This is a genomic window from Ruegeria marisrubri (assembly GCF_001507595.1).
Classification (GTDB): domain Bacteria; phylum Pseudomonadota; class Alphaproteobacteria; order Rhodobacterales; family Rhodobacteraceae; genus Ruegeria; species Ruegeria marisrubri.
The window spans coordinates 142,811-168,808 of sequence record NZ_LQBQ01000035.1; the positions used below are offsets into that span (position 1 = coordinate 142,811).

Below are 25,998 nucleotides of genomic sequence, written 5' to 3' on the forward strand. Positions count from 1 at the left end.
CTACTGCTGGACCGACGCCCGCTTGATCTGAAAGGCTTCGACGGCACGGGCCGTTTCCGGTCGGATGTTCTCGACGCCTTCGTAGGGCACGCCATGGGCCGGCGGCGTATCGGGGTATTTTTCCTTGCGGGCCAGGTGCCGGCCCAGAATGCGGACGAATTCCTGGCCGCCCCACGCGCCCACTTCGGTCGAGACCGGGTATTTCTCGTGCGTGTCCCGGTAGAGGTCATAGAACTCGGCAAGGATCGGGCTTTCGCCGGGGGCGGGCAGGTTCAGGCGCAGCTTGTCCTTCACGATGGCCTTGGGCTTGTCCACGGAATAGATGATCACGCTGTCCCTGCGGCCTTTGCCCTCGTCCGCAAACAGGATCGAGGCGGACTGGTCCACGCCATCGACCAGCCTGTCGGTCGGAATGAACCCCGTCGCCCCGGCAAACCGCGACAGCGTCGTATACAGGTCCGAGACGTGGATGATGTTGTTGATCAGCGAATCCGCTTCGATCATTCCCGGCCAGCGAATGAAGGCGTCGACGCGCACGCCGCCCTCGGACGTATCCCCCTTGCCGCCCTTGTAGATCATGGGCGAAAACCCCGACTGCGGCGCATATTTTGTGAAATGGCCGTTGTCGCCCATCACGACGACGACGGTGTTGTCCGCCAGGCCCAACGCGTCGATTTCCGCGAACAGATCGCCCAGCCACTGGTCCAGCAACTGCATCTTGTCGACATAGAGCCCGCCGTTCGGGCTCTGCGGCCCATCCCGGCCCGCGCGGGTGTTGTCCAGGGGGATCATGGGCCAATACTGCAGAAAGAATGGCTTTTCCGCCGCGGCCAGCCGCTTCAGCTCATCCAGCGTCTTGTCCTGAAAGGCCTGGTTCATCTCGTCATACTTGGCCGCATTCCAGCGCTCGCCGGCCTCCATGCGGATTTCCCGGATGGGGCCCTCTGCCGTGCCTTCGATCACCGTCATCATGGCCGAGGCATCGGGGCGGAACAGGTCGTCCAGGGTGTAGATTGGGTCGAAATCGGCGATCCCGACCGAGACCTGCTCTCGGATCGCGTCGTCGTGAAAGATGGTCAACTGGCCCTGTTGATGGATGGCGTGCTGGGCATAGTCGAACCCTTGGTTCATCGCCCAGCTTTCGGCGATGTCACCCAGGTGCCATTTGCCCACATGGCTGGTGGAATAGCCCGCGCCCTTCAGGACTTCGGCCAGGGTGACTTCGTCTTCCGGCAGGCCGAAACCCGCGATGTCCACCGTCGTGTCGCCCATTCCCATCCGCACCGGCAGGCGCCCCGTCATCTGCGCCACGCGCGTCGGCGTGCAGGACGGCTCGGTATACATCCGGACCATGCGCATCGCCTCGTCCGAGAACGCGTTGATATTGGGGGTTTCATATCCGCGCACGGCATTCAGCTCGGGAATTCCCATTTCGCCAAAGCCAATGTCGTCGATCAGCACGCTGACGATGTTCGGAGGCTGGCCGCCGTTGCGCTCTCGGAACGCGGCCAGCGCGGCATCGACGGCCGCATCGTCCTGCACCCATTGTTCCGCGTGCTGCGCCTTGAGGATGTAATATTCCGCATCGTGGGCAAGTTCCGGGCCCTGAGCCCAGACGCAGGTCGCTGCCAGACTGGCGGCAAGTGCTGAAATCACGGTCTTCATGACAATCCCCTTTTCACGCGGCCCGCGCCATTTTGGACATGCGATTGATGTCGGTATGCGGGAAAAACTCGGCCCAGACGTGCCAGAACAGTCCCGGTTTCAATGTATCCACCCGCTGAAGCTTGCCCGCGGGTGTTTCTCCGAAGAAATCGATCTGCGTCACCGGGGCGCCGGTATCGTTGAACCAGGCGCCAAGGCTTTCATATCGGGGATGCCAGGCGATCACGACGGGGCGGCCGCCGACCTGGGCGTTGAAGATGTTGCCCTGCTCGATCACGAAATCGTCGGTCCAGCAGACGGCATCATCCCCTATGTCGATCCCCCAGACATAGGTCTTGTTCTCCAGCCGGTCATCGTGGCGGCTCATGTTGTCCATGATCGGCGCGGCCTCGCGGTGTTGCCTGCCGATCTCGGCCGAGAACAGTTTTTCCGTGAACGCGTCGAACAGGAACAGCAAAGGATTGCCGGACGGCTTGTTCAGAAACACCTGCCCGTCGGGATAGGCCTTGCGAAAGCCCCGGAACGTCATCCGGAACGTCGGCCAGGGTTTCATCGCCAAAGAAGGTTTCAGGGGGCAGGCGGCGCCGGACTCGGTCCGGGTGCCATCGGCCTCGCGGAACCCGTAGATCTGCTGTATGGGCTCGCCGGTTCTGTTGTCACGCAGGATCAGGTTGTTGCCGTGCTGGGCCATCACTTCGAGATCGAGGGCCTGCCCCTCGACCTCGGGCGTGTATCCGATGCCGAGGTTGGCCATCGCGCAATAGGTCATGATCACGTTGTGGCCATCCAGCCCTTCGTCATTGCCGGCCAGGTGCGGACGCATGATCTGTGCGTCCGGAAAGGCCCGCGCCTGGCCGCCGCTTTCGATGACCAGAACCGGGCTGGTCGGGCTGACGAATTCCCTGGCTTCGTCGATGCTGTAGAATTGCGCGTTCGATTTCTGGTTCCGCAGGCCGACATGGACCCACACGTAGGGGAAGGCGATCAGGAACAGCCCCAGTGCCAGTGCCGTCCAGCACAGCCAGCCGGGCCCGGCATCGAACGCGAGGTGGACGAATACCATCACCGCCAATGCCGCCAGAGCCGTTCCGATCAGTTTGTATTCGTGGCGAATGAAACGCAGCATGTTGTCGCGTTTCACCTTCACGACCATCTGGCTGACGTCGCCGAGGTCGCGGAAATACAGAACTCCAATCCCAAGCGAAATGATGAGAGACAGATAAAAAACAATGTTGGAAATCATTGGGCAAACTCCCGATTCCCTGACCATGTTATGCCAAAGAAGGTCTGCAGTGATAGTCTGCAGGCCTCGGGCAGGTCCCGGCCGGGCCGTGTCGGGAGGCCGGGGGCGGCCTTGTGGCCACCCCGTTCCGGTTTTGCCTAGAACGCCATTGCGGCCTGCACCGCGCGCTGCCAGCGGGCATAGGCCGCGTCACGCGCGTCGGCGGGCATGGCCGGCTCGAACCGGCGATCCAGCGCCCAGGTTTCCGCGAATCCCGCCTGATCGGGATAGACGCCCGCCCGCATCCCGGCCAGCCACGCGGCACCAAGCGCCGTCGTCTCCTGCATCACCGGGCGATCGACCGGCGCGCCCAGCAGATCGGCCAGCCCCTGCATCGCCCAGTCCGAGGCGCTCATGCCGCCATCGACACGCAGGATCACGTGCGCATCGGAACCCCAGTCGCCCTGCATGGCCTGCCACAGGTCGCGGGTCTGGTAGGCGATGCTCTCCAGCGCGGCGCGGGCGATCTCGGGACGGCCGGAATTGCGGGTCAGCCCGAAAATCGCGCCCCGGCAGTCGGGCTGCCAATAAGGCGCGCCGAGGCCGGTGAAGGCCGGCACCAGAACGACCTTTTGTGTCGGGTCCGCCTGCGCCGCCAACTCGCCGCTTTGGGCGGCATTCTCGATGATTCCCAGCCCGTCGCGCAGCCACTGCACCGCCGCGCCGGCGATGAAGATCGAACCTTCCAGCGCATAGCTCCGCTGGCCGTCCAACTGGTAGGCGACCGTGGTCAGCAGGCGGTTTTGCGACTCGACCGGCGTCGTGCCGGTATTGAGCAGCGCGAAACAGCCGGTGCCATAGGTGGATTTCATCATGCCCGGACGGAAACAGGCCTGCCCCATCGTCGCCGCCTGCTGGTCGCCCGCGACCCCGAGGATCGGGATTTCCCCGCCCAGCAGCGTCGTGTGCCCGAAATCAGCCGCGCAGTCGCGCACCTCGGGCAGCATTTCCATCGGAACGTCCAGCAGGTCGCAGATCTCTGCGCTCCAGGTGCCGTCATGGATGTCGAACAGCAGGGTGCGTGCGGCATTGGTGGCGTCCGTCGCATGCACCCGGCCTTCGGTCAGGCGCCAGATCAGGAAAGAGTCGATGGTGCCGAACAGCAATTCGCCCGCCTCGGCCCGGTCGCGCGCGCCGGGGAGGGTGTCGAGCAGCCATTTGACCTTGGTGCCCGAGAAATACGGATCCAGCAGCAGGCCGGTCTGGGCGGTGACGTCATCTTCGCAGCCGGCACTGCGGAACCGCTCGCAGATCCCGGCGGTGCGTCGGTCCTGCCAGACGATGGCGTTGTGCACGGGCCTGCCGGTGGCGCGGTCCCAGACCACGGTGGTCTCGCGCTGGTTGGTGATGCCGATCCCGGCGATCTGCGAGGCCGACACGCCCTGCGCCGCCATCACGTCGCGGCAGACCTTGAGGGTGCTTTCCCAGATCTCCTCGGGGTCGTGCTCGACCCAGCCTTCCTGCGGGAAATGCTGGGTGAATTCCATCTGCGCCGTGCCCACGGCCCGCATCTGCGCGTCAAACAGAATGGCCCGAGTCGACGTCGTGCCCTGGTCGATGGCCAGAATATGGGTCATGCCCGCCCTCTCCCTGTCGTTTTGCCGGGAGACTAGCGCGAAGCGGCCCGATCCGGCCAGCCCTCAGTTCAGGCGGGCGGCACCTCGATATTGTCGATCAGACGCACGCCGTCGACCCAGGCGGCGGCGAACAAGCGCGCCGGGCGGGTCGCGCCGGTAAGCGGTTCCAGCGTTTCGGCGCAGCGCAGGTCGAGATATTCGACCTCGGAAAATCCCGCCAGCCGCAGATCGTCCATCGCCTTGCGCGCCAGCGCCTCGAACGCCGCGCCCCGGCCAAGCGCCTCGGCCACGTCGCGCATGACGGCGTTCATCCGCGCCCCGACCTGCAACCCCTCGGGCGACAGGCGCAGGTTGCGCGAGGACATCGCCAGCCCCGAGGGCTCGCGCACGGTGGGGCAGCCGATCACCTCGATCGGGATGTCCAGGTCTCGGGCCATGCGGCGCACGACCATCAACTGCTGATAGTCCTTTTCCCCGAAATAGGCCCGGTCCGCGCTGGTCTGCAAAAACAGCTTGGCGACCACGGTGGCGACCCCGTCGAAATGGCCGGGCCGGAACTCGCCCTCCATCACGTCGGTCAGCCCGGCGACCGATACGGTCGAGGCAAAGCCCGCGGGATAGACTTCCTCGGGTTCCGGCACATAGATCACGTCAACGCCATAGGGGGCGAGCTTGATCGCGTCCTCGGCCTCGGTGCGGGGGTATTTCTCCAGATCCTCGGGATTGTTGAACTGCTTGGGGTTCACGAAGATCGTGACGATCACCCGGTCGCAGTCCGCCCGCGCCGTCTCGGCCAGCGACAGGTGCCCCTGATGCAGCGCGCCCATGGTGGGCACGACGCCGATCACCTCGCCCGCGCGGCGCCATTGCGATGTTTTCGCGCGCAGATCGGCCAGCCGGCGCAGGATGGGGGCAGTCATTTCCTTGATCCTTTCGCAGGGGCCTGATCGGCAAAGACATGTTCGGCGGCCGGGAAGGTGCGGGCGCGCACCTCGGCGGCGTATTCGGCGATGGCGGCCTCGGCCAGCGGGCCGAGCTCGGCATAGCGTTTGACGAATTTCGGTTTGAAGGCGGTGAAAAAGCCCAGCATGTCGTCGACCACCAGGATCTGCCCGTCACAGCCCGCCGAGGCGCCGATGCCGATGGTGGGGATCGGAATTTCGGCAGTGATCCGGTCGGCCAGCCCTTGCGGAACCTTCTCGAGCACGACGGAAAACGCCCCGGCCTCGGCCACGGCGCGGGCGTCGGCCAGCACCGCCTCGGCCTGGTCGTCGCGGCCCTGCACCTTGTAGCCGCCCAGCGTGTTGATCGATTGCGGCGTCAGCCCGATATGCGCCATCACCGGGATGCCGCGCCTGACCAGAAAGCGGATCGTCTCGGCCATCTCGACCCCACCTTCCAGCTTGACCGCGCCCGCGCCGGTCTCGGCCATCAGCCGCGCGGCGTTGCGGAAGGCCTGTGCCGGGCCTTCCTCGTAGCTGGCAAAGGGCATGTCGATGACCATCATCGCCTTCTCCAGCCCGCGCGCGACGGCCTGGCCGTGCAGGATCATCATCTCCATCGTCACGCCCAGGGTCGAGGTCAGCCCATGCAGCACCATGCCGACGCTGTCGCCCACCAGGACGAAATCGCAATGGGCATCCATCAGCCGCGCCATCGGTGTCGTATAGGCGGTCAGGCTGACCAGTGGCTCGCCGCCCTTTCTTGCTCGGATATCCTCGGCGTTCGGGGCTTTCTTGCGGGCTGTCGCGCTCATTTCGGGTCCTGTGGACAAGTCATGTTGCAGCGCGGCATAGCAGAGCGCGCCCCCATTTTCAAAGACCGGTTGCGCCAACAATTCCTTGATTGACCTGAGGTTTGGGGGAACAGTGATTGCAGGCGGCCACGAAAAACCGGGCTGCGACGGAACCAAAGGGGAGGGAATTTTCATGACGAAATCAAGGTATCGCACCTTTGCGTCCGCCTTGGCGGTGGGCGCCAGCCTGTTTGCGACCCAGGGCTGGGCGCAGTCGGACATCACCATCGCAATGCAGCTCGAGCCGCCGCATCTGGACCCGACCAGCGCCGCCGCGCAGGCCATCGACTCGGTGGTCTATGCGAACGTGTTCCAGGGGCTGACCCGCTTCATGGGGGATGGCTCGATCGTGCCGTCGCTGGCCGCAAGCTGGGACATTTCCGAGGACGGCAAGACGTATACGTTCAAGCTGCATGACGGCGTGACCTTCCATGACGGCACCACGATGGATGCCGAGGACGTCAAGTTCAGCCTCGACCGCGCCCGCGCCGAGGACAGCGCGAACGCCCAGAAGGCCCTGTTCGCAGGGATCGAGACCGTCGAGGCCGTGGACCCGCTGACCGTCAGGATCACCCTGAAGGAGCCGAACGGCAATTTCCTGTTCAACCTGGCCTGGGGCGACGCGGTGATCGTGGCGCCGGAAAGCATCGAGAACATCAAGACCAGCCCGGTCGGCACCGGCCCCTACACCTTTGCCGAATGGGTGCAAGGTGATCGGGTGGTGCTGCAGCGCAACCCCGATTACTGGGGCGAACAGCCGGCGCTGGAAAAAGCGACCTTCAAGTTCATCTCGGACCCGACCGCGGCCTTTGCCGCCGTGATGGCCGAGGACGTGGACGTGTTCACCGGCTTCCCCGCGCCCGAGAACCTGCCGCAATTCGAGGCCGATCCGCGGTTCCAGGTGCTGGTCGGCTCGACCGAGGGTGAAACGATCCTGTCCACCAACAACAAGCAACCTCCGTTCGACGATGTCCGGGTGCGCAAGGCGATGGCCCATGCCATCGACCGGCAGGCCATCATCGACGGGGCGATGTTCGGCTACGGCACCCCGATCGGCACCCATTTCGCGCCGCACCACCCGGCCTATGTCGATCTGACCGGCAATTCGGCCTATGACCCGGAACAGGCAAAGGCCCTGCTGGCCGAGGCGGGCTTCCCGGACGGGTTCGAAACCACCCTGCACCTGCCGCCGCCCTCCTACGCGCGGCGCGGGGGCGAGATCATCGCCGCGCAGCTGGCCGAGGTCGGCATCAAGGCCGAGATCATCAACGTCGAGTGGGCGCAATGGCTGGAAACCGTGTTCAAGGGCAAGGATTACGGCCTGACCATCGTCAGCCATACCGAGCCGATGGATATCGGCATCTACGCCCGGCCGGATTACTACTTCCAGTATGACAACCCCGAGTTCCAGAAACTGATGGAAACGCTGAACGCCACGACCGACGAGGCCAAGCGGACCGAGTTGCTGCAGCAGGCCCAGCGGATCATCGCCGAGGATTACGTCAACGGCTACCTGTTCCAGCTGGCGGCGCTGAGCGTGGCCAAGGCCGGTGTCCAGGGCCTGTGGGTCAACGCGCCGACGGCGGCGACCGACCTTGCCGCGATTTCCTGGTCCGAGTGACCGCAAAGGCAGGAGGCCCGGACGCCCGGGCCTCCGCATTCACCCCAAGTTTCTGATCCACATGTATTTCCTGCGCCTTTCGCGTCTTCTGATCTTCAACTTTGCCCTGCTGCTTGCCGGGCTGTTCCATTCGCCCGGTCCGGCCGGCGCCCAGGACATGTTGTCCGAAGGCTTTGCCACGAGGGTGGAAATCCCCGACGAACCCTTGCAAGTCGGCATCGGGATCCAGATCGACCAGATCACCGGCGTCGATCAGAAGGCCGAAAACTATGGCGCCGTTGTGGTCATTCGTGGCGAATGGAAAGACCCGGAGCTGGCCTTCGACCCGGAAGAAAGAGGGCGAGAGGTTCTGGTGGTCGATCCCAAGAAGCTTGCCGATTACGCGGCCTCCATCGGAGCGGTCATTCCCGTCTTCGTCATCCAGAACCAGCAGTCAAACCGCTGGATCCACGAATCCGTGGCCGCGGTCCATAGCGACGGCCATGTCGTCTATGTCGAGAAATCGTCCCTGACGTTGCAGGCACCCCATTTCAACTTCCTGCAATACCCGTTCGACACCCAGGAGTTCCATTTCAAGGTGGACTCGATCCTGCCGTCCGAATTCGTGTCCTTCGTGCCGCTGCACGAATTCTCGGGGCTGGGCGATCAGCTGGGGGAAGAAGAGTGGATTCTCGACAACGACAGAATGGAGAAGAACCACATCATCGGCGTGTCGGGGCGGATCAGCGACCAGGTGGATCTGGTTTTCGAGGGCAGGCGCCACCTGACCTATTACATCATCCGGGTCTTTCTGCCGATGCTGGTTCTGGTCACCGTCAGCTGGGCCCTGTTCTTTCTGGACGAATACCGCAAGCGGATCGAGATTTCCGGGGCCAACCTGCTGGTTTTCGTCGCCTTCAACTGGGCGATCTCGGCTGACCTGCCCAAGCTGGGGTATCTCACTTTCGTCGACTTCATCCTGCAGTGGATGTTCCTGGTGACCGGCGCGATCATCGTCTTCAACGTGGTGCTGCGAAAGATCAAGGTTTCGGGGCGCGGCGACCTGGCCCGCAAGCTCGACAACTACGTCATCAAGTGGATCTATCCGCTGGGCTATGCCGCCATCGTCGGCTGGGCTGTTTATGCCTATCTGCTAGCGCCTTAGGCGCTGGACCCGGGGCGAAACCGCGCCTAACGTGGCGCTGATGCTTCGCTATGCGCTCAAACGCCTGATCTCGCTGGTTCTCAGCCTCGCGGTCGCCTCGGTGGTCATCTTCGCGGTGATCGAGGTGGCCCCCGGCGATCCGGCGTCCTTCATGCTGGGGGTGAACGCGCAGCCCGACACCCTGGCGGCCTTGCGCGCCGAGCTTGGCCTGGATGTGCCCAGGCTCGAGCGGTATTTCACCTGGGTCGGCGGGATGCTGACCGGCGATTTTGGCACCTCCTACACCTACCGCACGCCCGTTTCGACCATGATCGCGGACCGGATGTGGGTGTCTCTGCCGCTGGCGCTCTATGCGCTCACGCTGTCGACGGCCATAGCCTTTCCGGCGGGCATCTATGCGGCCTCGCGGCGCGGCCGCCCCGGAGACATCGCGGTGATGGGCGCCACCCAGCTGGGCATCGCGGTGCCGAATTTCTGGTTCGCGATGATGCTGGTGCTGATCTTTGCGATCAATCTGCGCCTGTTCAACGCCGGAGGCTTTGCCGGGTGGGAAAACGGTATCTGGGCCGGCCTGCACTCGCTGACCCTGCCCGCCATCGCGCTGGCGCTACCGCAGGCGGCGATCCTGGCGCGGGTGATGCGCTCGGCGCTCTTGGACATACTGGGCGAGGACTTCATGCGCACCGCCCGCGCCAAGGGCCTCAGCAGCCGTCAGGCGCTGTGGCGGCACGGGGTGCGCAACGCGCTGATCCCGGTGCTGACGATCATCGGGCTGCAGTTCTCGTTCCTGCTGGCCGGTGCGATCATCATCGAGCAGGTCTTCTACCTGCCCGGGCTCGGGCGGCTGGTATTCCAGGCGATCTCGTCGCGCGACCTGATCGTGGTCGAGTCGGTGGTGATGCTGCTGGTCTTTGCGGTCATCACCGTCAATTTCCTCGTCGATCTGGCCTATGCCGCCGTCGATCCCCGGCTGAGGAGCCGCACATGAGCCGCAACCTCATCCTCGGCGCCTGCCTGTCGTCTCTGGTGGTTCTCGCGGCGCTCGTGTCCTTTGTCTGGACGCCCTATGACCACGCGGCACTGAACATTCCCGACAAGCTGCAACCGCCCAACGCGCGGCACTGGTTCGGCACCGACCATTTCGGGCGCGACATGTTCTCGATGATCATGGTGGGCGCGCGCACCTCGATCGCGGTGGCGCTGGTGGCGGTGGGCATCGGTGTGGGCTTTGGCGTGCCGGTGGGACTGACGGCGGCGGCGCGCAAGGGGTCGTGGCTGGATGAGCTGATCATGCGCGGCAACGATCTGGTCTTTGCCTTCCCCTCGCTGGTCATCGCCATCCTGATCACCGCCGTCTTCGGCGCCGGCGCGATCAACGCGATCATCGCCATCGGCATCTTCAACATCCCCGTCTTCGCCCGCATCACCCGCGGCGCGGCGCTGTCCCTGTGGGAGCGCGAGTTCATCCTGGCCGCCCGCGTGGCGGGCAAGGGCGCGGCGCGGATCTCGGCCGAGCACATCCTGCCCAACGTGGCCAACCTGCTGATCGTGCAGGGCACCATCCAGTTCAGCTTGGGCATTCTGGCCGAGGCGGGTTTGTCCTATGTCGGTCTGGGCGCGCAACCGCCCACGCCCAGCTGGGGCCGGATGCTGGCGGATGCGCAGACGATGGTCAGTTTTGCCCCGCATCTGGCTCTGATTCCGGGGCTGGCGATCATCGTCACGGTGCTGGGACTGAACCTGATGGGTGACGGGCTGCGCGACTGGCTCGACCCCCGCATCCGGGTGGCGCGTGCATGAGCCTGCTCGAGATCCATAACCTGTCGCTGTCGATCCACTCGGTCGGGATCCTCAAGAATGTGAGCCTGTCCGTCGAGCCCGGGCAGATCGTGGCCGTCACCGGCGAGAGCGGCTCGGGCAAGTCGATGACGGCGCTGGCGGTGATGCAGCTCTTGCCCAACGGGGCGCGGACATCGGGGGCGCTGCGACTGGACGGGCAGGACCTGCTGGGCCTGCCCGAGGCCGAGATGTGCGCCCTGCGCGGCGCGGCGATCGGCATGGTGTTCCAGGAACCGATGACGGCGCTCAACCCGGTCCAGACCATCGGCGCGCAGGTGATGGAAACCATCCTGATCCACAAGGCGATGCCGCCCGATCAGGCCGAGGCCCGCGCCCGCGAGGTTCTGACCCGCGTCGGCCTGCCGCCCGAGAAGTTCCCGCTGGACCGCTATCCGCACGAACTGTCGGGCGGGCAGCGGCAGCGGGTGGTGATCGCCATGGCCATCGCGCTGCGCCCCCGGCTGCTGATCGCGGACGAGCCGACGACCGCGCTGGACGTGACCACGCAGGCGCAGATCCTCGACCTCCTCAAGGGGCTGGTCACGGAATATGGCATGGGCCTGCTGATGATCACCCACGATCTGGCGGTGGTGGCGGGCATGGCCGACCGGATCGTGGTGATGCGCAATGGCGAGGTGGTCGAGGCCGGGCCGACGGGCCACCTGCTGACCAACATGCGGCACCCCTATACGCGGATGCTGTTCGAGGCCTCGAACCATCAGGTCGAACTGCCCGCAACGGTGGCCCCCGCGCCGCTGCTTTCCGTCTCGGATGTGGTGCGAGACTATCGCCTGCCGCGCACACGGCTGTTCGAAAAGCCCGGCCATCACCGGGCCGTGGACCATGTCAGTTTCACGCTGAACCGGGGCGAACGCCTTGGACTTGTGGGCGAGTCCGGCTGCGGAAAATCGACCCTAACACGGGCCATCTTGGGGCTGGAGGAGGTTCAGGGCGGGCAGATCCTGCTGGACGGCCAGCCGGTATTCACCGGGCACAAACCCAATCTGGCCGTGCGCCGCAAGATGCAGGTGGTGTTCCAGGATCCGTTCGGCAGCTTCAACCCCCGCCACCGTGTCGCCCGCCTGATCACCGAGCCCTTTCACCTGCTGGAAACGCCGCCCACAGGCACCGAACGGCAGGATCGCATCGCCGAGATGCTGACCGCCGTGGGGCTCTCGCCGGACGATGCAGGGAAATACATCCACGAATTCTCGGGCGGGCAGCGCCAGCGCATCGCCATCGCCCGCGCCCTGATCATCCGGCCCGAGCTGATCCTGTTCGACGAGGCCGTCTCGGCGCTGGACGTGTCCGTGCGGGCGCAGATCCTCGACCTGCTGGCCGAGCTCTGCGCGGTCTATGACCTGACCTACCTGTTCATCAGCCATGACCTGAGTGTGGTGCGCACGATCACCGACCGAGTGATGGTGATGCAGGCAGGAAAAATCGTCGAACAGGGTGAAACCGAGGCCGTCTTTGCCGATCCGAAACACCCCTACACACGGGCGCTTCTGGCGGCGGCTCCGCGCCTGCCGGAGATCGGACAGGGGGCGGCTTGATGAGACACACCCGCAAGACCTGCAAAAATTCCCTGTTTAGAGCCTATTTTCTCCTTCCTGCCGAAAGGAACCTCTCATGACAGACCCGATCTGGTTCGACCCGACCCTCTGCCTCATTGGCGGCAAGTGGCAGCCCGCAGCCCAAGGCGAGACCCTGCCGCTGATCAACCCGTCCGACGGAACCGAGATCTGCCGGATCGCGCGCGGGGGGGCGGCCGACATCGACGCGGCCGTGGCGGCGGCGCAAGAGGCAAGGGACGGTGACTGGGGCCGCATGACCGCCGTCGAGCGGGGCCGCATCCTGACCCGTCTGGGGCAGCTGGTGCTGGCGCGCACCGACACCCTGGCGGCGCTCGAGGCGATGGACGTGGGCAAACCCCTCAGCCAGGCCCGCGCCGATGCGCTGGCGCTGGCGCGCTATTGCGAGTTCTACGGCGGCGCGGCGGACAAGGTGATGGGCCAGACCATCCCCTATCTCGACGGCTACACCGTCTATACCCTGCGCGAGCCGCATGGCGTGACCGGCCATATCGTGCCTTGGAACTATCCGATGCAGATCATCGGCCGCTCGGTGGGGGCGGCGCTGGCGATGGGCAATGCCTGCGTTCTGAAACCGGCCGAAGAGGCCTGTTTGACCGCGCTGGCCTTTGCCCATCTGGCGGTCGAGGCGGGGCTGCCCGCCGGTGCGCTGAACGTGGTGCCGGGGCTCGGCGCCGAGGCCGGGGCGGCGCTGTCGGGCCATCCGGGCGTGCATCACATTTCGTTCACCGGCTCGGTCGCCACGGGCGCGCTGGTGCAGCAGGCGGCAGGGCGCAACGTGGTGCCGGTGACGCTGGAGCTGGGCGGGAAATCCCCGCAACTGGTGTTTGACGACGCCGATCTCGACGCGGCTCTGCCCTTCCTCGTCAACGCGGGCATCCAGAACGCGGGCCAGACCTGTTCGGCCTCGTCCCGCATCCTCGTGCAGCGCGGTGTCTATGACGCGGTGCGGGCGCGGATGGCCGAGGCCTATGCGCAGCTCACCGTCGGACCCGCCGCCGAGGATCTGCGGGTCGGGCCGCTGATTTCCGAGCGCCAGAAGCAGATCGTCGCCGGGTTTCTCGACAAGGGCCGGGATCTGACCATCGCGGCGCAGGGCAGGATCGTCGATCACGCGCCGGAAACGGGCGCCTATGTGCAGCCGACCCTGTTCGCCGACGTGCCGCCCGATCACCTGCTGGCGCGCGACGAGATTTTCGGACCGGTGCAGGTGCTGATCCCCTTCGACACCGAGGACGAGGCCGTCGCGATCGCCAACGGAACCGATTACGGGCTGGTGGCCAGCATCTGGAGCCGCGACGGCGCGCGGCAGATGCGGCTGGCCAGGCGGCTGCGCTCGGGGCAGGTGTTCATCAACAACTATGGCGCCGGTGGGGGCGTGGAACTGCCCTTCGGCGGCGTCGGCAAGTCCGGTCATGGCCGCGAAAAGGGGTTCGAGGCGCTATACGGCTTTTCGCAGTTGAAAACCGTGGCCGCCTATCACGGTTAGGATCGGCGGGTTTGCCAGCTTGCCGGCGGTGACCGTCAGACCTCGACCTTGATCGCCTTCTGCTTGCCGACGTGAAAGACGCGCTTGTAGCGTTCGATCTCGTCCTTGGGCCCCATCGCCTTTTCCGGGTTGTCCGACAGCTTGACCGTCGGCCTGCCATTCGCCGAGGCCGCCTTGCAGACCAGCGAGAAGGGCGCCAGCCGGTCTCCGGGCACGAGGCCGCGGAAATCGTTGGTCAGCAGGGTGCCCCAGCCGAAGGACACCTTGGTGCGGCCGGAAAACTGCTTGTGCAGCTCGATGATCTTGTCCACGTCCAGCGCATCGGAAAAGATGATCCGCTTCTGGGTCGGATCCTCGCCGCGCGATTTCCACCAGTTGATCGCGATCTCGGCGCCTTCCGCCGGGTCTCCGCTGTCGACCCTGACGCCGGTCCACCCGGCCAGCCAGTCGGGCGCGTTCTCGAGGAAACCCTTCGTTCCGTAGGTGTCCGGCAGGATGATCCGCAGGTTGCCTTCGTGCTCTTCGTGCCAGTCGCTCAGAACCTCGTAGGGTGCCCTGGCCAGTTCCTCGTCATTCTCGGCCAGTGCGCAATAGACCATCGGCAACTCATGGGCGTTGGTGCCGATCGCCTCGACCTCGCGCCGCATGGCGATCAGGCAGTTCGAGGTGCCGGTAAAGGCATCACCCAGGCCCTCGATCATCGCCTGAACGCACCAGTCCTGCCAGAGGAAGGAATGCCGCCGCCGCGTGCCGAAATCGGCGATGGAGAGGCCTTCGAGCTTCTGCAGTTTCTCGATCTTTTCCCAGACGCGGGTCATGGCGCGTGCGTAAAGCACCTGCAGCTCGAACCGGCGCATCTCGTTCAATACCGCGCGCGAGCGCAGCTCCATGATCACGGCCAGCGCCGGGATCTCCCACAGCATGACCTCGTGCCATTTGCCCTCGAAGGTCAGCTCATACTGGTCGCCCTTGCGCTCCAGGTGGTAGGGCGGCAGGCGCAGGTTCTCGAACCACTCCATGAAATCCGGCCGGAACATCTGGCGCTTGCCGTAGAACATGTTGCCGCGCAGCCAGGTGCTTTCGCCCCGGCTGAGGCTGAGCGAGCGGATGTGATCGAGCTGTTCGCGCAGTTCGCCCTCGTCGACCAGCTTGGCCAGAGGAACGTGATTCGAGCGGTTTATCAGCGAAAACACCACGTTCGTTTGGGGCTTGTTTCGAAACACTGACTGGCACATCAGAAGTTTGTAGAAGTCAGTATCAATCAAAGATCGAACAATAGGGTCGATCTTCCACTTGTGGTTGTAAACCCGTGTTGCAATATCAACCATTTCGGACCCCCGCTATTTCTCTTGTTAGACCAATCGGCGTGATGCTTGGCAAGAGTGTGCGGATTGGTGACAATGCCGTGGACCAGTCACATTCTCGGCTAAAATGGCTTGATTGCATCGCCGATACTGGGGCCGGGAGTGTCAGTGTTGAGTTTGTTTTCTATGGGTCTCAGGTACGATTTCGACATTTTTACGATTTTGCCGGACGAAGTCTTCGAGAATGAGAAACTTCTGGAGATGCTTCGGGAAAGCGGCATTCAGCAGGGCACCACGAAAAACAAGGTCGCCCTGTTTCGGGACGTGAAAACCGCAGATGCCTTGCGCAGGGCATCGCCCGGAATCCGGCGCCTGTTCGTGAATTCCGGTTTCGGGTTGAACACCTATGACAGCGGGGTGCCGGACGGGTTCTACCCGGCCGAAGACGAGGCCGTGAGAAACCGGATCATCAGGCAGTTCATCAAGAACATGAAAGAGACGCCGCTGACGGGGGAATATTGCGGCGAATTCGATATTTCGGAATTCCTCAGCTACATACTTGCCGCCAGGCCCTTTCCGGCAACCGACAGCCGGAGGCGCAGTCGAGAACCCGTGGACACCGGAGCAGACCCTGCGCACCCGGCGCGCAGGGTCGCGCTCTACCGCATCGGATTTGCCGTCGGACTGGCCGTGCTGGCCTTTGCCGCGATCAAGCTGGTGGAAGCGATGTTCTGACGGCCTGTGCCGACAGCGCGTCACACGAGCCTGACACCCGCCTCCCGCATGGCCTCTTCCGCCGCGGCGAGCGATCCGTCCAGGTCGATGGCCCGGCAGGCATCCATCCTGACCGTCACGTCGAATCCCAGCGTCGCCGCATCCACAGCGGAATAGTGAACGCAGAAATCGGTAGCGAGCCCGACGAGGGTCAGCATTTCGATCCCCCGCGTGCGCAGATAACCCTCCAGCCCGGTCGGCGTGGTGCGGTCGTTCTCGAAAAAGGCCGAGTAGCTGTCGATCGCCGGGCGGAAGCCCTTGCGCAGGATCAGGTCGGCATCGGTGCGCAGATCCTTGTGAAACTCCGCGCCTTCGGTTCCCTGCACGCAATGATCCGGCCACAGCACCTGCGGGCCGTATGGCATGTCGATCAGGTCAAAGGGCGACTTGCCCGGGTGCGTGCTGGCAAATGACGAATGTCCCGCCGGGTGCCAGTCCTGGGTCAGGATGACCGCGTCGAACTGGTCCATCATGGCTTTGATCGGCGCGACCACCTCGTCGCCGCCCGGCACGGCCAGCGCGCCACCGGGGCAGAAATCGTTTTGAACGTCGATCACGAGCAGGGCATGGGTCATGGCAGCCTCCTTGGATACCCTATCGGTAGGGCGCGGGATTGTGCAGGTCAATCCGGTGACTGTACGGCCGCGTGGGGCCTTGGACAGTTCGAGGTTGCGGAATGGGCGTGCGCGCCAGATGATCGGACCGATGCATATCATCGCGAGGCGCTCATGTCCCAGGATCCGAATTCGCTGGAAGAATGGAAGACGACGCTGCTGGCCGCCGCAGGCCTGATCGTCGTCAGTTTCATCGCCTATTACATTCTGTCGCGTCTCGGCGATGACAGGGCAGGGGACAGGGTCGGATCAATCGCCACGGTGGGTCTGATAGTGTGGCTCGTCTCGCAGACCTGGTACTACATGACCCAGGTTCACTCGCCCCGGCGTCAGTTGCTGCTGATGGGCATTTCCTTCATCCAGGTCGTGCCTTTCCTGTTTGCGGCGGTCTATGGCTCGTTCGGGTACTACGATCTGTGCGTGGTCGGGGCCAAGACATCGACCGACGTGCTCTATTTCTCTTATGTGACCTTCACCACGCTCGGGTTTGGCGACCTGCGCCCCGTGGGCATGTGCCGCGCCATTGCCGTCGCCGAGGCGATCTCGGGCTATGTCCTGTTGGGGCTCTTTGTTGCGGCGGCCGTGGGCATCTACAGCCGCAACAGGACCTCCTAGCAACCAGTCCCGTATCCTGTTCAGTTTTGATTGACTGGCCAGTCAATAATGACTACCCGCGTTGGAAGAGGTTCCACCGCACGTCTCGTGCCCGAGGCCGTGCCAACGCAAAGGACGCAGCATGAAGTTTCAGCCCGAGGCCAGCCATTTCATCGATGGCGCCTATGTCGAAGACACCGCAGGCACCCCGATCGACGTGATCTACCCGGCGACCGGCGAGGTCATCGCCCGCCTGCATTCGGCCACGCCGCAGATCGTCGAACAGGCTCTGACCAGTGCCAAACGCGCGCAAAAGGCCTGGGCGGCGATGACCGGGACCGAGCGCGGCCGCATCCTGCGCCGCGCCGCCGACATCATGCGCGACCGCAACCGCGAGCTGTCGATCCTCGAAACCCATGACACCGGCAAGCCGCTGCAGGAAACGCTGGTGGCGGATGCGACCTCGGGCGCGGATGCGCTGGAATATTTCGGCGGGCTGGGCGGGTCGCTGACCGGCGAGCACATCCCGCTGGGTGGCGGCGATTTCGTCTATACCATCCGCGAGGCGTTGGGCGTCTGCGTCGGCATCGGCGCGTGGAACTACCCGACCCAGATCGCCTGCTGGAAGGGCGCCCCGGCGCTGGCCTGCGGCAATGCGATGGTGTTCAAACCCTCGGAAACGACGCCCCTGTCGGCGCTGAAAGTGGCCGAGATCCTGATCGAGGCCGGCGCCCCCAAGGGTATCTACAACGTGGTTCAGGGCTATGGCGATGTGGGCGCCGCGCTGGTGACCGACCCGCGCGTGGCCAAGGTGTCGCTGACGGGCTCGGTGCCCACGGGCCGCAAGGTCTATGCCGCCGCAGCCGAGGGCATGAAACACGTCACGATGGAGCTGGGCGGCAAGTCGCCCCTGATCGTGTTCGACGACGCCGATATCGAAAACGCCGTCTCGGGCGCGATCCTGGGCAATTTCTACTCCTCCGGTCAGGTCTGTTCCAACGGCACGCGGGTTTTCGTGCAGAAAGGCATCAAAGAGGCCTTCCTGACTCGGCTGACCGAACGCCTTGCCAATGTGAAAATCGGCGACCCGATGGATGAGGCCGTGAATTTCGGCCCGATGGTCAGCGAGGCCCAGATGAACATCGTTCTGGGCTATGTCGAGAAGGGCAAGGCCGAGGGCGCACGGCTGGTCCATGGCGGCGCGCGGCTGGATCGCGCGGGCTTCTACCTACAGCCCACCGTCTTTGCCGATGTGACCGACGACATGACCATCGCCCGCGAGGAGATCTTCGGCCCCGTCATGTCGGTGCTGGATTTCGAGACCGAGGACGAGGTGATGACCCGCGCCAACGCCACCGAGTTCGGCCTGGCCGCCGGCGTGTTCACCAACGACCTGACCCGCGCCCACCGCGTGGTGGCCGGGTTCGAGGCGGGCACCTGCTACATCAACACCTACAACCTCGCCCCGGTCGAGGCGCCGTTCGGCGGGTCGAAAATGTCTGGCGTCGGGCGCGAGAATTCGAAACTGGCGATCAATCATTTCTCGGAAATGAAAACCGTCTATGTCTCGATGAACGATGTCGAGGCACCATACTGATCCGGCGGCGCGATTGAAAACCGGCCGATCATGCTCTGTTCCCGACATTTCGCGTCGGGAACAGAGCATACGCAGGGTAAACCCTGTGGCTCACTCCTGACAAACGGCGTCGGCACTTGGGCCGCGCCACGCATTGTCCGGGAGTATCGACGACATGAAGAGCCATGCCCAGGCGGTCGTGATCGGGGGCGGCCTTGCCGGCTGCTCGATCCTGTATCACCTTGCCAAACTCGGTTGGACCGACGTGATCCTGCTCGAGCGGGACGAGCTGACCAGCGGCTCCACCTGGCATGCGGCGGCCAACATCCACGGGCTGCACGACAACAACAACGTCACCCGCATCCAGCACTACACGATGAACCTCTACAAAGAGCTGGAAAAGGAAACCGGGCAGGGCTGCGGGGTTTTTCAGCCGGGCTCGCTGTATCTGGCCCAGACCGAAGCGCGCGAGCACCAGCTGCGCCTGCAAGAGGCCAAGGCGCGGTTCTACGGCCTGAACTTCCATGAGATCAGCCGCGAACAGGCGATGGAGCTGCACCCGCTGGCGCAGTTCGATGATGTCCGTTGCATCATGTATGAACCCGACGGCGGCAACGTAGACCCCTCGGGCGTGACCCATGCCTATGCCGCCGGCGCGCGCGCGCTGGGGGCCGAGATTCGGCGGTTTTGCCCCGTAATAGGGACTGAAGCGCAGCCCGACGGCTCGTGGATCGTGCGCACGAAAAAGGGCGACATCCACACGCAATGGGTGGTCAACGCAGCCGGCCTGTGGGGCCGCGAAGTGGCAGCGCTGGCCGGGCTGGAACTGCCGCTGCAACCAACCGAACACCAGTATTTCGTGACCGAGGCGATTGACGAGGTCGCAGCACTCGGCCGTCGCCTGCCTTCGATCGCCGACCGCGATGGAGAGTATTACTTCCGGCAGGAAGGCAACGGGTTGCTGATCGGCGCCTATGAGAAAGACATGCGGTTCTGGGCCGAGGACGGCACGCCGCTGGATTTCGCGCATGACCTCTTCCCCGACGATCTGGACCGGATCATGGAAAACGTGATCCGCGCGACCGAGCGTGTGCCGGTGGCCGCGACCGCAGGCGTAAAGCGGGTGATCAACGGCCCGATGATCTGGTCTCCGGATTCCAACGCCATCTGGGGGCCGGTGCCCGAGCTGCGCAACTATTTCTGCTGCACCGGCATCATCCCCGGCTTCTCGCAGTCCGGCGGGCTGGGCCTGCTGGCCGCGCAATGGATGATCGAAGGCGAGCCGCAATACGACATGTTCGCCTGGGATCTGGCGCGGTTCGGCGACTGGGCCGACAAGAAATTCACCAAGGCGCGGGTCGCCGACCAATATTCCCACCGCTTCGCCATCCATTTCCCGAACGAGGAACGCAGCGCCGGCCGCCCTGCTCGTGTGCGCCCTGCTTACGAGATGCAAAAGCAGATGGGCGCGGTCTTTGGCCTGAACTGTGGCTGGGAACACCCGCTGTGGTTTGCCGATCAGCCCGGAACGTTCGAAACCATCGGCTTCACCCGCCAGAACTGGTTCGAACCGGTGGGGCAGGAGGCCCGGATGCTGCGCGAGAGCGTGGGTGTGATCGACATCTCGAACTTTGCCAACTACGTCATCAAGGGGCCGGGCGCGCATGACTGGCTGGATCGGCTGGTGGCCAACCGGGTGCCCACGCAGGTGGGCCGCTCGTGCCTGACGCCGCTGATTTCCGTGCGCGGCGGCGTGGCGGGTGATTTCACCATCACCAAGACGGCCCAAGACGAATATATGATGATCGGCTCGGGCATGGCCGAACGCTATCATCAGCGGTTCTTCAACATGGTGGAGCTGCCCGAGGGCACCACCTTCGAGGTCGCCACCAACCGCATCGCCGGCTTCAACGTCGCCGGCCCGAAATCCCGCGAGATGCTGCAACGGCTGACCAACATGGACCTGTCGAACGCGGCGTTCCGTTTCATGCGTTCGGCTACGATCGAGGTTGCCGGGGTCACCTGCCTGGCCATCCGCGTCAGCTTCACCGGCGATCTGGGATGGGAGCTGCACTGCGCCGAAGAGGACCAGACCCGGCTCTATGCCGGGCTCTTGGACGCCGCGCGCAAGTTCAACGGCGGTCCCGTGGGCAGCCGTGCGCTGGGGGCGCTGCGCATCGAAAAGGGCTATGGCTCCTGGGGCCGCGAATACAGCCAGGAATACTGGCCGCAAGAGGTCGGGCTGACCGGCCTCATCAAGCTCGACAAGGATTTTCTGCACAAGGACGCCTACCTGTCCGTCCGCGACAATACCCCGCGCGAAGCGCTGTCGATCTTCGAGGTCGAGGCCATCCACGACGCGGACGCCAGCGGAGGCGAGCCGATCTTTGCCCCTGACGGCACGCCGGTCGGTCGGGTGACCTCGGGCGCCTATGGCTATTCGGTCGGCAAGTCGCTGGCGCTGGGCTTCCGCAACCCGCAGGTCGCCCGGCCGGGTGACGAGGTCGAGGTTTTCATTCTCGGGAAACCGCACAAGGCAAGGGTTCTGGAACAGCCGCCATTTGACCCCCAGGGCGCCCGCCTGCGCGGGTGAGCGCGGAAAGCGAGGACCGCATGACCGACACCTTCCACCGCGTCGCCGATTTTGCCCTGAACCGAGGGCCCGAGGACATGCCCGCCAGCGCCCGCGACGCGGCCGCGCTGATGGTGCTGGACACGATGGGCATTCTCATCGCATCCGCCCCGATGGAGGCCGGTGTGATCGCGCGGGACACCGCGGCGCTGCTTTACGCCTCGACCGATCCGCGCTTCTCGGCGCGGATGCTGTTCGACGGGCGTCAGGTCAGCCTGGCGGGTGCGGCCTACGCGGCGGCGACGCAGACCGACAATCTCGACGGTCACGACGGCTACAACCCGACCAAGGGGCATATCGGCGTGGTCGTCGTTCCCGCCCTGGCGGTTCTGGCCCAGCACTGCCCGGACCTGACAGGCCCCGAGGCGCTAGCGGCGGTGATCGTCGGATACGAGATCGCGGGCCGCGCCGGCATCGCGCTGCACGCCACCGTCAGCGACTATCACACCTCGGGCGCCTGGAACGCGCTGGGCGTCGCCGCGATGGCGGCGCGCCTGCGCGGGCATTCGCCGGACCAGTTGCGGCAGGCGCTGGGCATCGCCGAATACCACGGCCCCCGCAGCCAGATGATGCGCGAGATCGCCAACCCGACCATGCTGCATGACGGCTCGGGCTGGGGCGTGATGGTGGGCATGTCGGCGGCGGTTCTGGCCGAGCGCGGCTTTACCGGCGCCCCCGCCATCACCATCGAGGAGGACCGCGCCGCGCCCTTCTGGCAGGATCTGGGCCGCTTCTGGCAGATGGAACATCAATACGTGAAACCCTATCCGATCTGCCGCTGGGCCCATGCCGCCATCGACGCCACCCGCGCGTTGATGCAGGCGCATGACCTGACCCACCGCCAGATCCGGCACCTTCAGGTAAACAGCTTTCACGAAGCCGCCTGCCTGTATCCCGGCATCCCCGCCACCACCTCGCAGGCGCAGTATTCGCTGGCCTTCGCCGTGGCGGTTCAGGCCGTGCACGGGCGGATCGGGGTCGAGCACATCTCAGGCGGCGGGTTGAGTGATCCGACGGTTGCGGGGTTCCTGCAGCGCATCGCGATCAGCGAATCCCCCCGGCACAGCGCGCGGTTTCCGGACGGGCGCTGGGCGGACGTGCAGATCACCACGACCGATGGCCGGGTTCTGGATTCGGGTGACACCCATGCCCGCGGCGGGCCCGAGGCCCCGATGAGCCGGCAGGACGTGATCGGCAAGTACCTGGATTTCGCCGCCCCGGCCATCGGCGAGGCCCGCGCCGCCGCGATCCGCGACGCCATTCTGGGGCTGACCGATCCGGACAGCCGGTTTTCCGACCTGGCCGGGCTGCTTTACGATCCGGCGAAGTCCCGAGACGCGGTGAGCGGGTAGTCCATTAGGCATTCGTACCGGGCACCTTCGGGGTGCAGGGTCGAGGCGAACAGCGCAAAGTGATCGACAGGCATGTTTTCGTAGCGAAACCCGGCAACCTCTCCGCGCAGCCGCCGCAGCCTCGTTCCGGATTTCAGGCGGATGATGGTGACGTGCGGGCGGAAACGGCGGCGGGGCAGGGAGATGCCCGCGCGGTTGACGGCCCGGTTTATACGGTCGTGCAGGTCGGTCAGGGGCGGCGTTTCGGGCACGGCCAGATGAACCGCGCGGCCGTGTTGGCCAAGCCCTGACAGGGAAATGGCAAACGGCTCACAGTGGATCCGAAGAAGCTCTTCGTGCAGGGTTCCCAGGGTTTCCTCGGGTTGATCGCCCAGAAACGCCAGGGTCAGGTGCAGGTTGTCCCGCGGCACGCGGCGCCCGACGTCCAGGCGCCGCTGCACTGCCGCCAGCGCCCTAGCGGCGTCATCGGTCAAGGGAATCGCTACAAAGCTGCGCATGAAAACGATAATAGGCGATTGAACGGGTGGCCGGGAAACCCTTCCGGACGCAGCGGGGGCGGCGCATCGGGCGGAACGCCGCGGCCGAGGATGAAACCACCAGGATGGTCCGTCAGGCCACGCGCGGCGCTCCCGATGGGCGGTTCGCGCGGCCCGGGAATGCCCGGTTCCCATCCGACGGAGGCGGCGTCGCGCCGGTCATCGCCGGGCGGTCGCTGCCCGGTCGACCGCGGCATCGGCCCTGGCAGAGGGATCCCGGCCCCTGCCCGCGCCTCCAGACCGTCCTCGAGGGCATGGAGCAGCGCGGTTCATCTCGGCAGCGAAGTCGGCAAGATCGCCACTCGCCGGAGTGAAACGGCATTGCCCGGCCCGGGCGGTATCTGTCCCGTTCTCCTTGCCGTGGCGCATGCGCGGCCCGTTCCTGCAACGGGGCTTTGGCAAACCCTTGGGCTCGACGATCAGGAACCCTCCGCGCCTTGCTCGAGTGCATGCAGCATCTCGGCGATCGAGTCACGCGTGCGGCTGCTGTTCTCCAGCAGGTATTCGGCGTGGGCCAACGGTGTCGTCGGCGGGCGTTCCAGATCCGCCGACAGGTCGCGGCTGAGGCGGGCGATCGCACCGTATCTGGTGTTCACCGTCTTCGCCGCCTCTTCCCAGGCCCCGGCCAGCCAAAGGTTTCGTGCAGCCGAGTGCGGATCGTCTATCTGCAACAGGTGCTCCGCCGCGGCCCGAAACTCTCCGATCTCGGATGCCGCCTGCGCGCGCAGACGCAAGGCCTCTTCGGTGTCCATCGTTGCCAGTTCGAGCTCGGTCTGACGCGGCCGCCCCGAGGCAAGCGCGGCCCGGGCACGGGCCAGTTTTCCCGCGGGTGGCAGATGCCGGTTCCCGGGGCGCGCCGTGAATGTCAGGGCGAGGGAGGGAAATCCCAGAGACGTCAACCGGTCGGAAATGGCAATCGCCGTTGGCGCGGACAGCGCCGCTGTGATTTCCGGGCCGGGTTGCGTCACGTGGGCCAGAAAGGTGATGTCGTCCGCCCTTTCGGCCAGCAGGACCGCAACACGATCCGCGGTCCGGGTCCACTCCGGGGCGCGCCCTGTTTCGGCAAGCAGGGCAAGCCTGTCGCTCGCCCTGTCGAATTCCTGACCCAGCGCCAGGGCCAGCGCATGCGCCAGCGCCATTTCCTGCCCGATTTCCGACTGGCGATACTCCTGCGCAAAGGATTCGGCCAGTTCCAGCTCGCTCTCCGATATCGCGCCCCTTTCGGACCAGCGTTTTTCGACCAGCCGGGCCAGCGCAAGAGGAGCTTCGGCCGGAGCCGCCTGCGCCGTGACCACCTCGGTCAGCCGGTGCTCTTCCGTTTCCGTATCGCCTGAGGCAGCGGCCAGTTCTGCCTCGGCAAGGGCCACCTCCGAGCGCCTGTCAGAGCCGCTCCGCGCGACCGATCGCAGGATCCGCCTGGCCGCTTCCGAATGGCCCGCCCTTGTCATGATCCGGGACAAGTCGGGGCCGAAATGCCCCTTCAAGTGATCGGGGAGCCGTGCAAAGGCCTGTTCGACCGGGCCGGGCGAAACACGGCCTTCAATCTCTCCCGTGGTCAGAACTGCCCAAAGGGAGGCGTTGCCTTCGCAATGCTGCATGCCCGAAAATGGATTGTCGGCAATTTGAGCCCGGCCCTCTATGGCGGCCGCTATCGCCCAGATCTGCCTCGCGCCCTCGGCAGGGGGATCCATCAGGGACAGAACGCGGATCGCCTCGGAGCCGAATCCAAAATAGGCGTAGGTCCTTGCCAGTTGCAAAGCCGCGGCACGATCGAGCCGGTCGAACTCCTGGAACAACGCCCGGCGCGCGGTCGAAACCTGTTCGGAAAAGGATGACCCGTCGGACCAGTTCGCAAAGTCCAACTCCTGATCGCTGATACAGGCCCGCCGCCGTTCCTGCAAAGGTTTACGTGCCGCAGCCCCGCCCCGCGCCTCATCCAGAACCGACCCGACGGCGATGTTTCGCAAGTCCGGCAGGGGCGGACGCATCGCGGAATTTCCAAGGACAAGGGACCGTCTCGGACCGACTTCCGCGATATCCAGGTCGACAACCTCGCGATCCGCGTTTTTGACAATCTGCGACAGCAATTGCTGTTCGATCGCCGCGAGCGGAAGGGAGTGCGGCGAAACTGGCAGCCCGCCTTGCGGGAACGAGAGCAGATCGTCGGCTCCGGACCGCGCCGACCCGTCCGACGATGCCGCCGCCCGCAGCAGTTCGTCGGCCGCAGGCAGCGGGATCACCGGGGGCGCGGCGGGCACAGGCGCCGGACCGATGTCCACCACGATCATGTCGGGGGCGTAGAGAAACCCGGTTGCGGTGCAATCGCAGGCAAACGTCATCTCCAGGCTTGCCCCGGGCTTTGCCTGTCGCAGGGATTTCAAGCGGCTTCGTGAAATGCGGTCGAATACCCCGTCGGTGGAAAACACCGCGTTCGGCAGATCGACGGTCAGCCCCGCGCCCCGGTCGCGGTGGCTGAGACGCCAGACCGTGTCCGGCGGAATTCGGAACACCAGCCGCGTGAAACCTTCATGGTCACCCGATCGCACCGGGATCTCTTGCGAAGCTGCCGGTGTCGCCATCAAGACCAGGGCAAGGAGTGCGGTCGCCAG

20 protein-coding genes are annotated in these 25,998 nt (G+C 65.0%); 11 read left to right on the top strand and 9 right to left on the bottom strand.

Annotation, left to right across the window (positions count from 1 at the left end; genetic code table 11):
- The 5 genes from AVO45_RS14880 to panB form a co-directional block, all read right to left on the bottom strand.
- Window positions 1-1,665: a sulfatase-like hydrolase/transferase gene (locus AVO45_RS14880; RefSeq protein ID WP_068348344.1), complete on the bottom strand. Its 1,665-nt coding sequence runs from the start codon at window positions 1,663-1,665 to the stop codon at window positions 1-3.
- Between the two features lie 13 nt (window positions 1,666-1,678).
- Window positions 1,679-2,908 carry a DUF3179 domain-containing (seleno)protein gene (locus tag AVO45_RS14885; protein WP_068348345.1) on the bottom strand — a complete coding sequence of 410 codons (1,230 nt, stop codon included), beginning with the start codon at window positions 2,906-2,908 and terminating at the stop codon, window positions 1,679-1,681.
- Between the two features lie 137 nt (window positions 2,909-3,045).
- Window positions 3,046-4,524 (bottom strand): glycerol kinase GlpK, encoded by a 1,479-nt coding sequence (glpK, locus tag AVO45_RS14890; protein WP_068348347.1) that lies wholly within the window; start codon window positions 4,522-4,524, stop codon window positions 3,046-3,048.
- Window positions 4,525-4,592: 68 nt separating this feature from the next.
- Complete coding sequence (gene panC / locus AVO45_RS14895) at window positions 4,593-5,444, bottom strand: pantoate--beta-alanine ligase (protein ID WP_068348349.1); 852 nt, start codon at window positions 5,442-5,444, stop codon at window positions 4,593-4,595.
- Window positions 5,441-6,280 carry a 3-methyl-2-oxobutanoate hydroxymethyltransferase gene (gene panB, locus AVO45_RS14900; RefSeq protein WP_068348707.1) on the bottom strand — a complete coding sequence of 280 codons (840 nt, stop codon included), beginning with the start codon at window positions 6,278-6,280 and terminating at the stop codon, window positions 5,441-5,443. Before panB ends, panC begins: the two co-directional genes overlap by 4 nt.
- A gap of 172 nt (window positions 6,281-6,452) precedes the next feature.
- On the opposite strand from panB, the gene AVO45_RS14905 reads away from it, so the two are divergent.
- The 6 genes from AVO45_RS14905 to AVO45_RS14930 all read left to right on the top strand — a co-directional run bounded on the left by AVO45_RS14905 (window position 6,453) and on the right by AVO45_RS14930 (window position 14,007).
- Window positions 6,453-7,940: an ABC transporter substrate-binding protein gene (locus AVO45_RS14905; protein WP_068348710.1), complete on the top strand. Its 1,488-nt coding sequence runs from the start codon at window positions 6,453-6,455 to the stop codon at window positions 7,938-7,940.
- Window positions 7,941-8,001: 61 nt separating this feature from the next.
- Window positions 8,002-9,084 carry a ligand-gated ion channel gene (locus tag AVO45_RS14910; protein WP_068348351.1) on the top strand — a complete coding sequence of 361 codons (1,083 nt, stop codon included), beginning with the start codon at window positions 8,002-8,004 and terminating at the stop codon, window positions 9,082-9,084.
- Window positions 9,085-9,124: 40 nt separating this feature from the next.
- Complete coding sequence (locus AVO45_RS14915) at window positions 9,125-10,072, top strand: ABC transporter permease (protein ID WP_068348712.1); 948 nt, start codon at window positions 9,125-9,127, stop codon at window positions 10,070-10,072.
- Window positions 10,069-10,884, top strand: coding sequence for an ABC transporter permease (locus AVO45_RS14920; protein ID WP_068348353.1), 816 nt, complete (start codon window positions 10,069-10,071; stop codon window positions 10,882-10,884). The genes AVO45_RS14915 and AVO45_RS14920 overlap by 4 nt, the downstream gene beginning before the upstream one ends.
- Window positions 10,881-12,479 (top strand): ABC transporter ATP-binding protein, encoded by a 1,599-nt coding sequence (locus AVO45_RS14925; protein WP_068348355.1) that lies wholly within the window; start codon window positions 10,881-10,883, stop codon window positions 12,477-12,479. The genes AVO45_RS14920 and AVO45_RS14925 overlap by 4 nt, the downstream gene beginning before the upstream one ends.
- Before the next feature lie 76 nt (window positions 12,480-12,555).
- Window positions 12,556-14,007, top strand: coding sequence for an aldehyde dehydrogenase family protein (locus AVO45_RS14930; RefSeq protein ID WP_068348358.1), 1,452 nt, complete (start codon window positions 12,556-12,558; stop codon window positions 14,005-14,007).
- 35 nt (window positions 14,008-14,042) lie between these two features.
- On the opposite strand, the gene pncB is transcribed toward AVO45_RS14930, so the two are convergent.
- Window positions 14,043-15,335, bottom strand: coding sequence for a nicotinate phosphoribosyltransferase (gene pncB / locus AVO45_RS14935; protein ID WP_068348361.1), 1,293 nt, complete (start codon window positions 15,333-15,335; stop codon window positions 14,043-14,045).
- A gap of 237 nt (window positions 15,336-15,572) precedes the next feature.
- On the opposite strand from pncB, the gene AVO45_RS14940 reads away from it, so the two are divergent.
- Window positions 15,573-16,046, top strand: coding sequence for a hypothetical protein (locus AVO45_RS14940; RefSeq protein WP_205627899.1), 474 nt, complete (start codon window positions 15,573-15,575; stop codon window positions 16,044-16,046).
- Window positions 16,047-16,066: 20 nt separating this feature from the next.
- Here the strand turns inward: AVO45_RS14940 and pncA are convergent, their stop codons facing one another.
- Complete coding sequence (gene pncA, locus AVO45_RS14945; RefSeq protein ID WP_068348365.1) at window positions 16,067-16,660, bottom strand: bifunctional nicotinamidase/pyrazinamidase; 594 nt, start codon at window positions 16,658-16,660, stop codon at window positions 16,067-16,069.
- Window positions 16,661-16,813: 153 nt separating this feature from the next.
- Between pncA and AVO45_RS14950 the strand changes: the two genes are divergently transcribed.
- The 4 genes from AVO45_RS14950 (at window position 16,814) to AVO45_RS14965 (ending at window position 22,853) form a co-directional block, all read left to right on the top strand.
- Window positions 16,814-17,314 carry a potassium channel family protein gene (locus AVO45_RS14950; RefSeq protein ID WP_068348368.1) on the top strand — a complete coding sequence of 167 codons (501 nt, stop codon included), beginning with the start codon at window positions 16,814-16,816 and terminating at the stop codon, window positions 17,312-17,314.
- Between the two features lie 121 nt (window positions 17,315-17,435).
- On the top strand, window positions 17,436-18,890 hold the full coding sequence (gene betB, locus AVO45_RS14955; RefSeq protein WP_068348371.1) for a betaine-aldehyde dehydrogenase: 1,455 nt from the start codon (window positions 17,436-17,438) through the stop codon (window positions 18,888-18,890).
- 154 nt (window positions 18,891-19,044) lie between these two features.
- Window positions 19,045-21,462 carry a GcvT family protein gene (locus tag AVO45_RS14960; protein ID WP_068348373.1) on the top strand — a complete coding sequence of 806 codons (2,418 nt, stop codon included), beginning with the start codon at window positions 19,045-19,047 and terminating at the stop codon, window positions 21,460-21,462.
- A gap of 20 nt (window positions 21,463-21,482) precedes the next feature.
- Window positions 21,483-22,853 carry an MmgE/PrpD family protein gene (locus AVO45_RS14965; protein WP_068348375.1) on the top strand — a complete coding sequence of 457 codons (1,371 nt, stop codon included), beginning with the start codon at window positions 21,483-21,485 and terminating at the stop codon, window positions 22,851-22,853.
- Here AVO45_RS14965 and thpR read toward each other — a convergent pair.
- Window positions 22,814-23,350 (bottom strand): RNA 2',3'-cyclic phosphodiesterase, encoded by a 537-nt coding sequence (thpR, locus tag AVO45_RS14970; RefSeq protein ID WP_068348378.1) that lies wholly within the window; start codon window positions 23,348-23,350, stop codon window positions 22,814-22,816. The genes AVO45_RS14965 and thpR overlap by 40 nt on opposite strands.
- 458 nt (window positions 23,351-23,808) lie before the next feature.
- Entirely contained in the window at window positions 23,809-25,968 is a 2,160-nt protein-coding gene (locus AVO45_RS14975) for a hypothetical protein (protein WP_157770178.1), read from the bottom strand.
- Window positions 25,969-25,998: the final 30 nt, after the last annotated feature.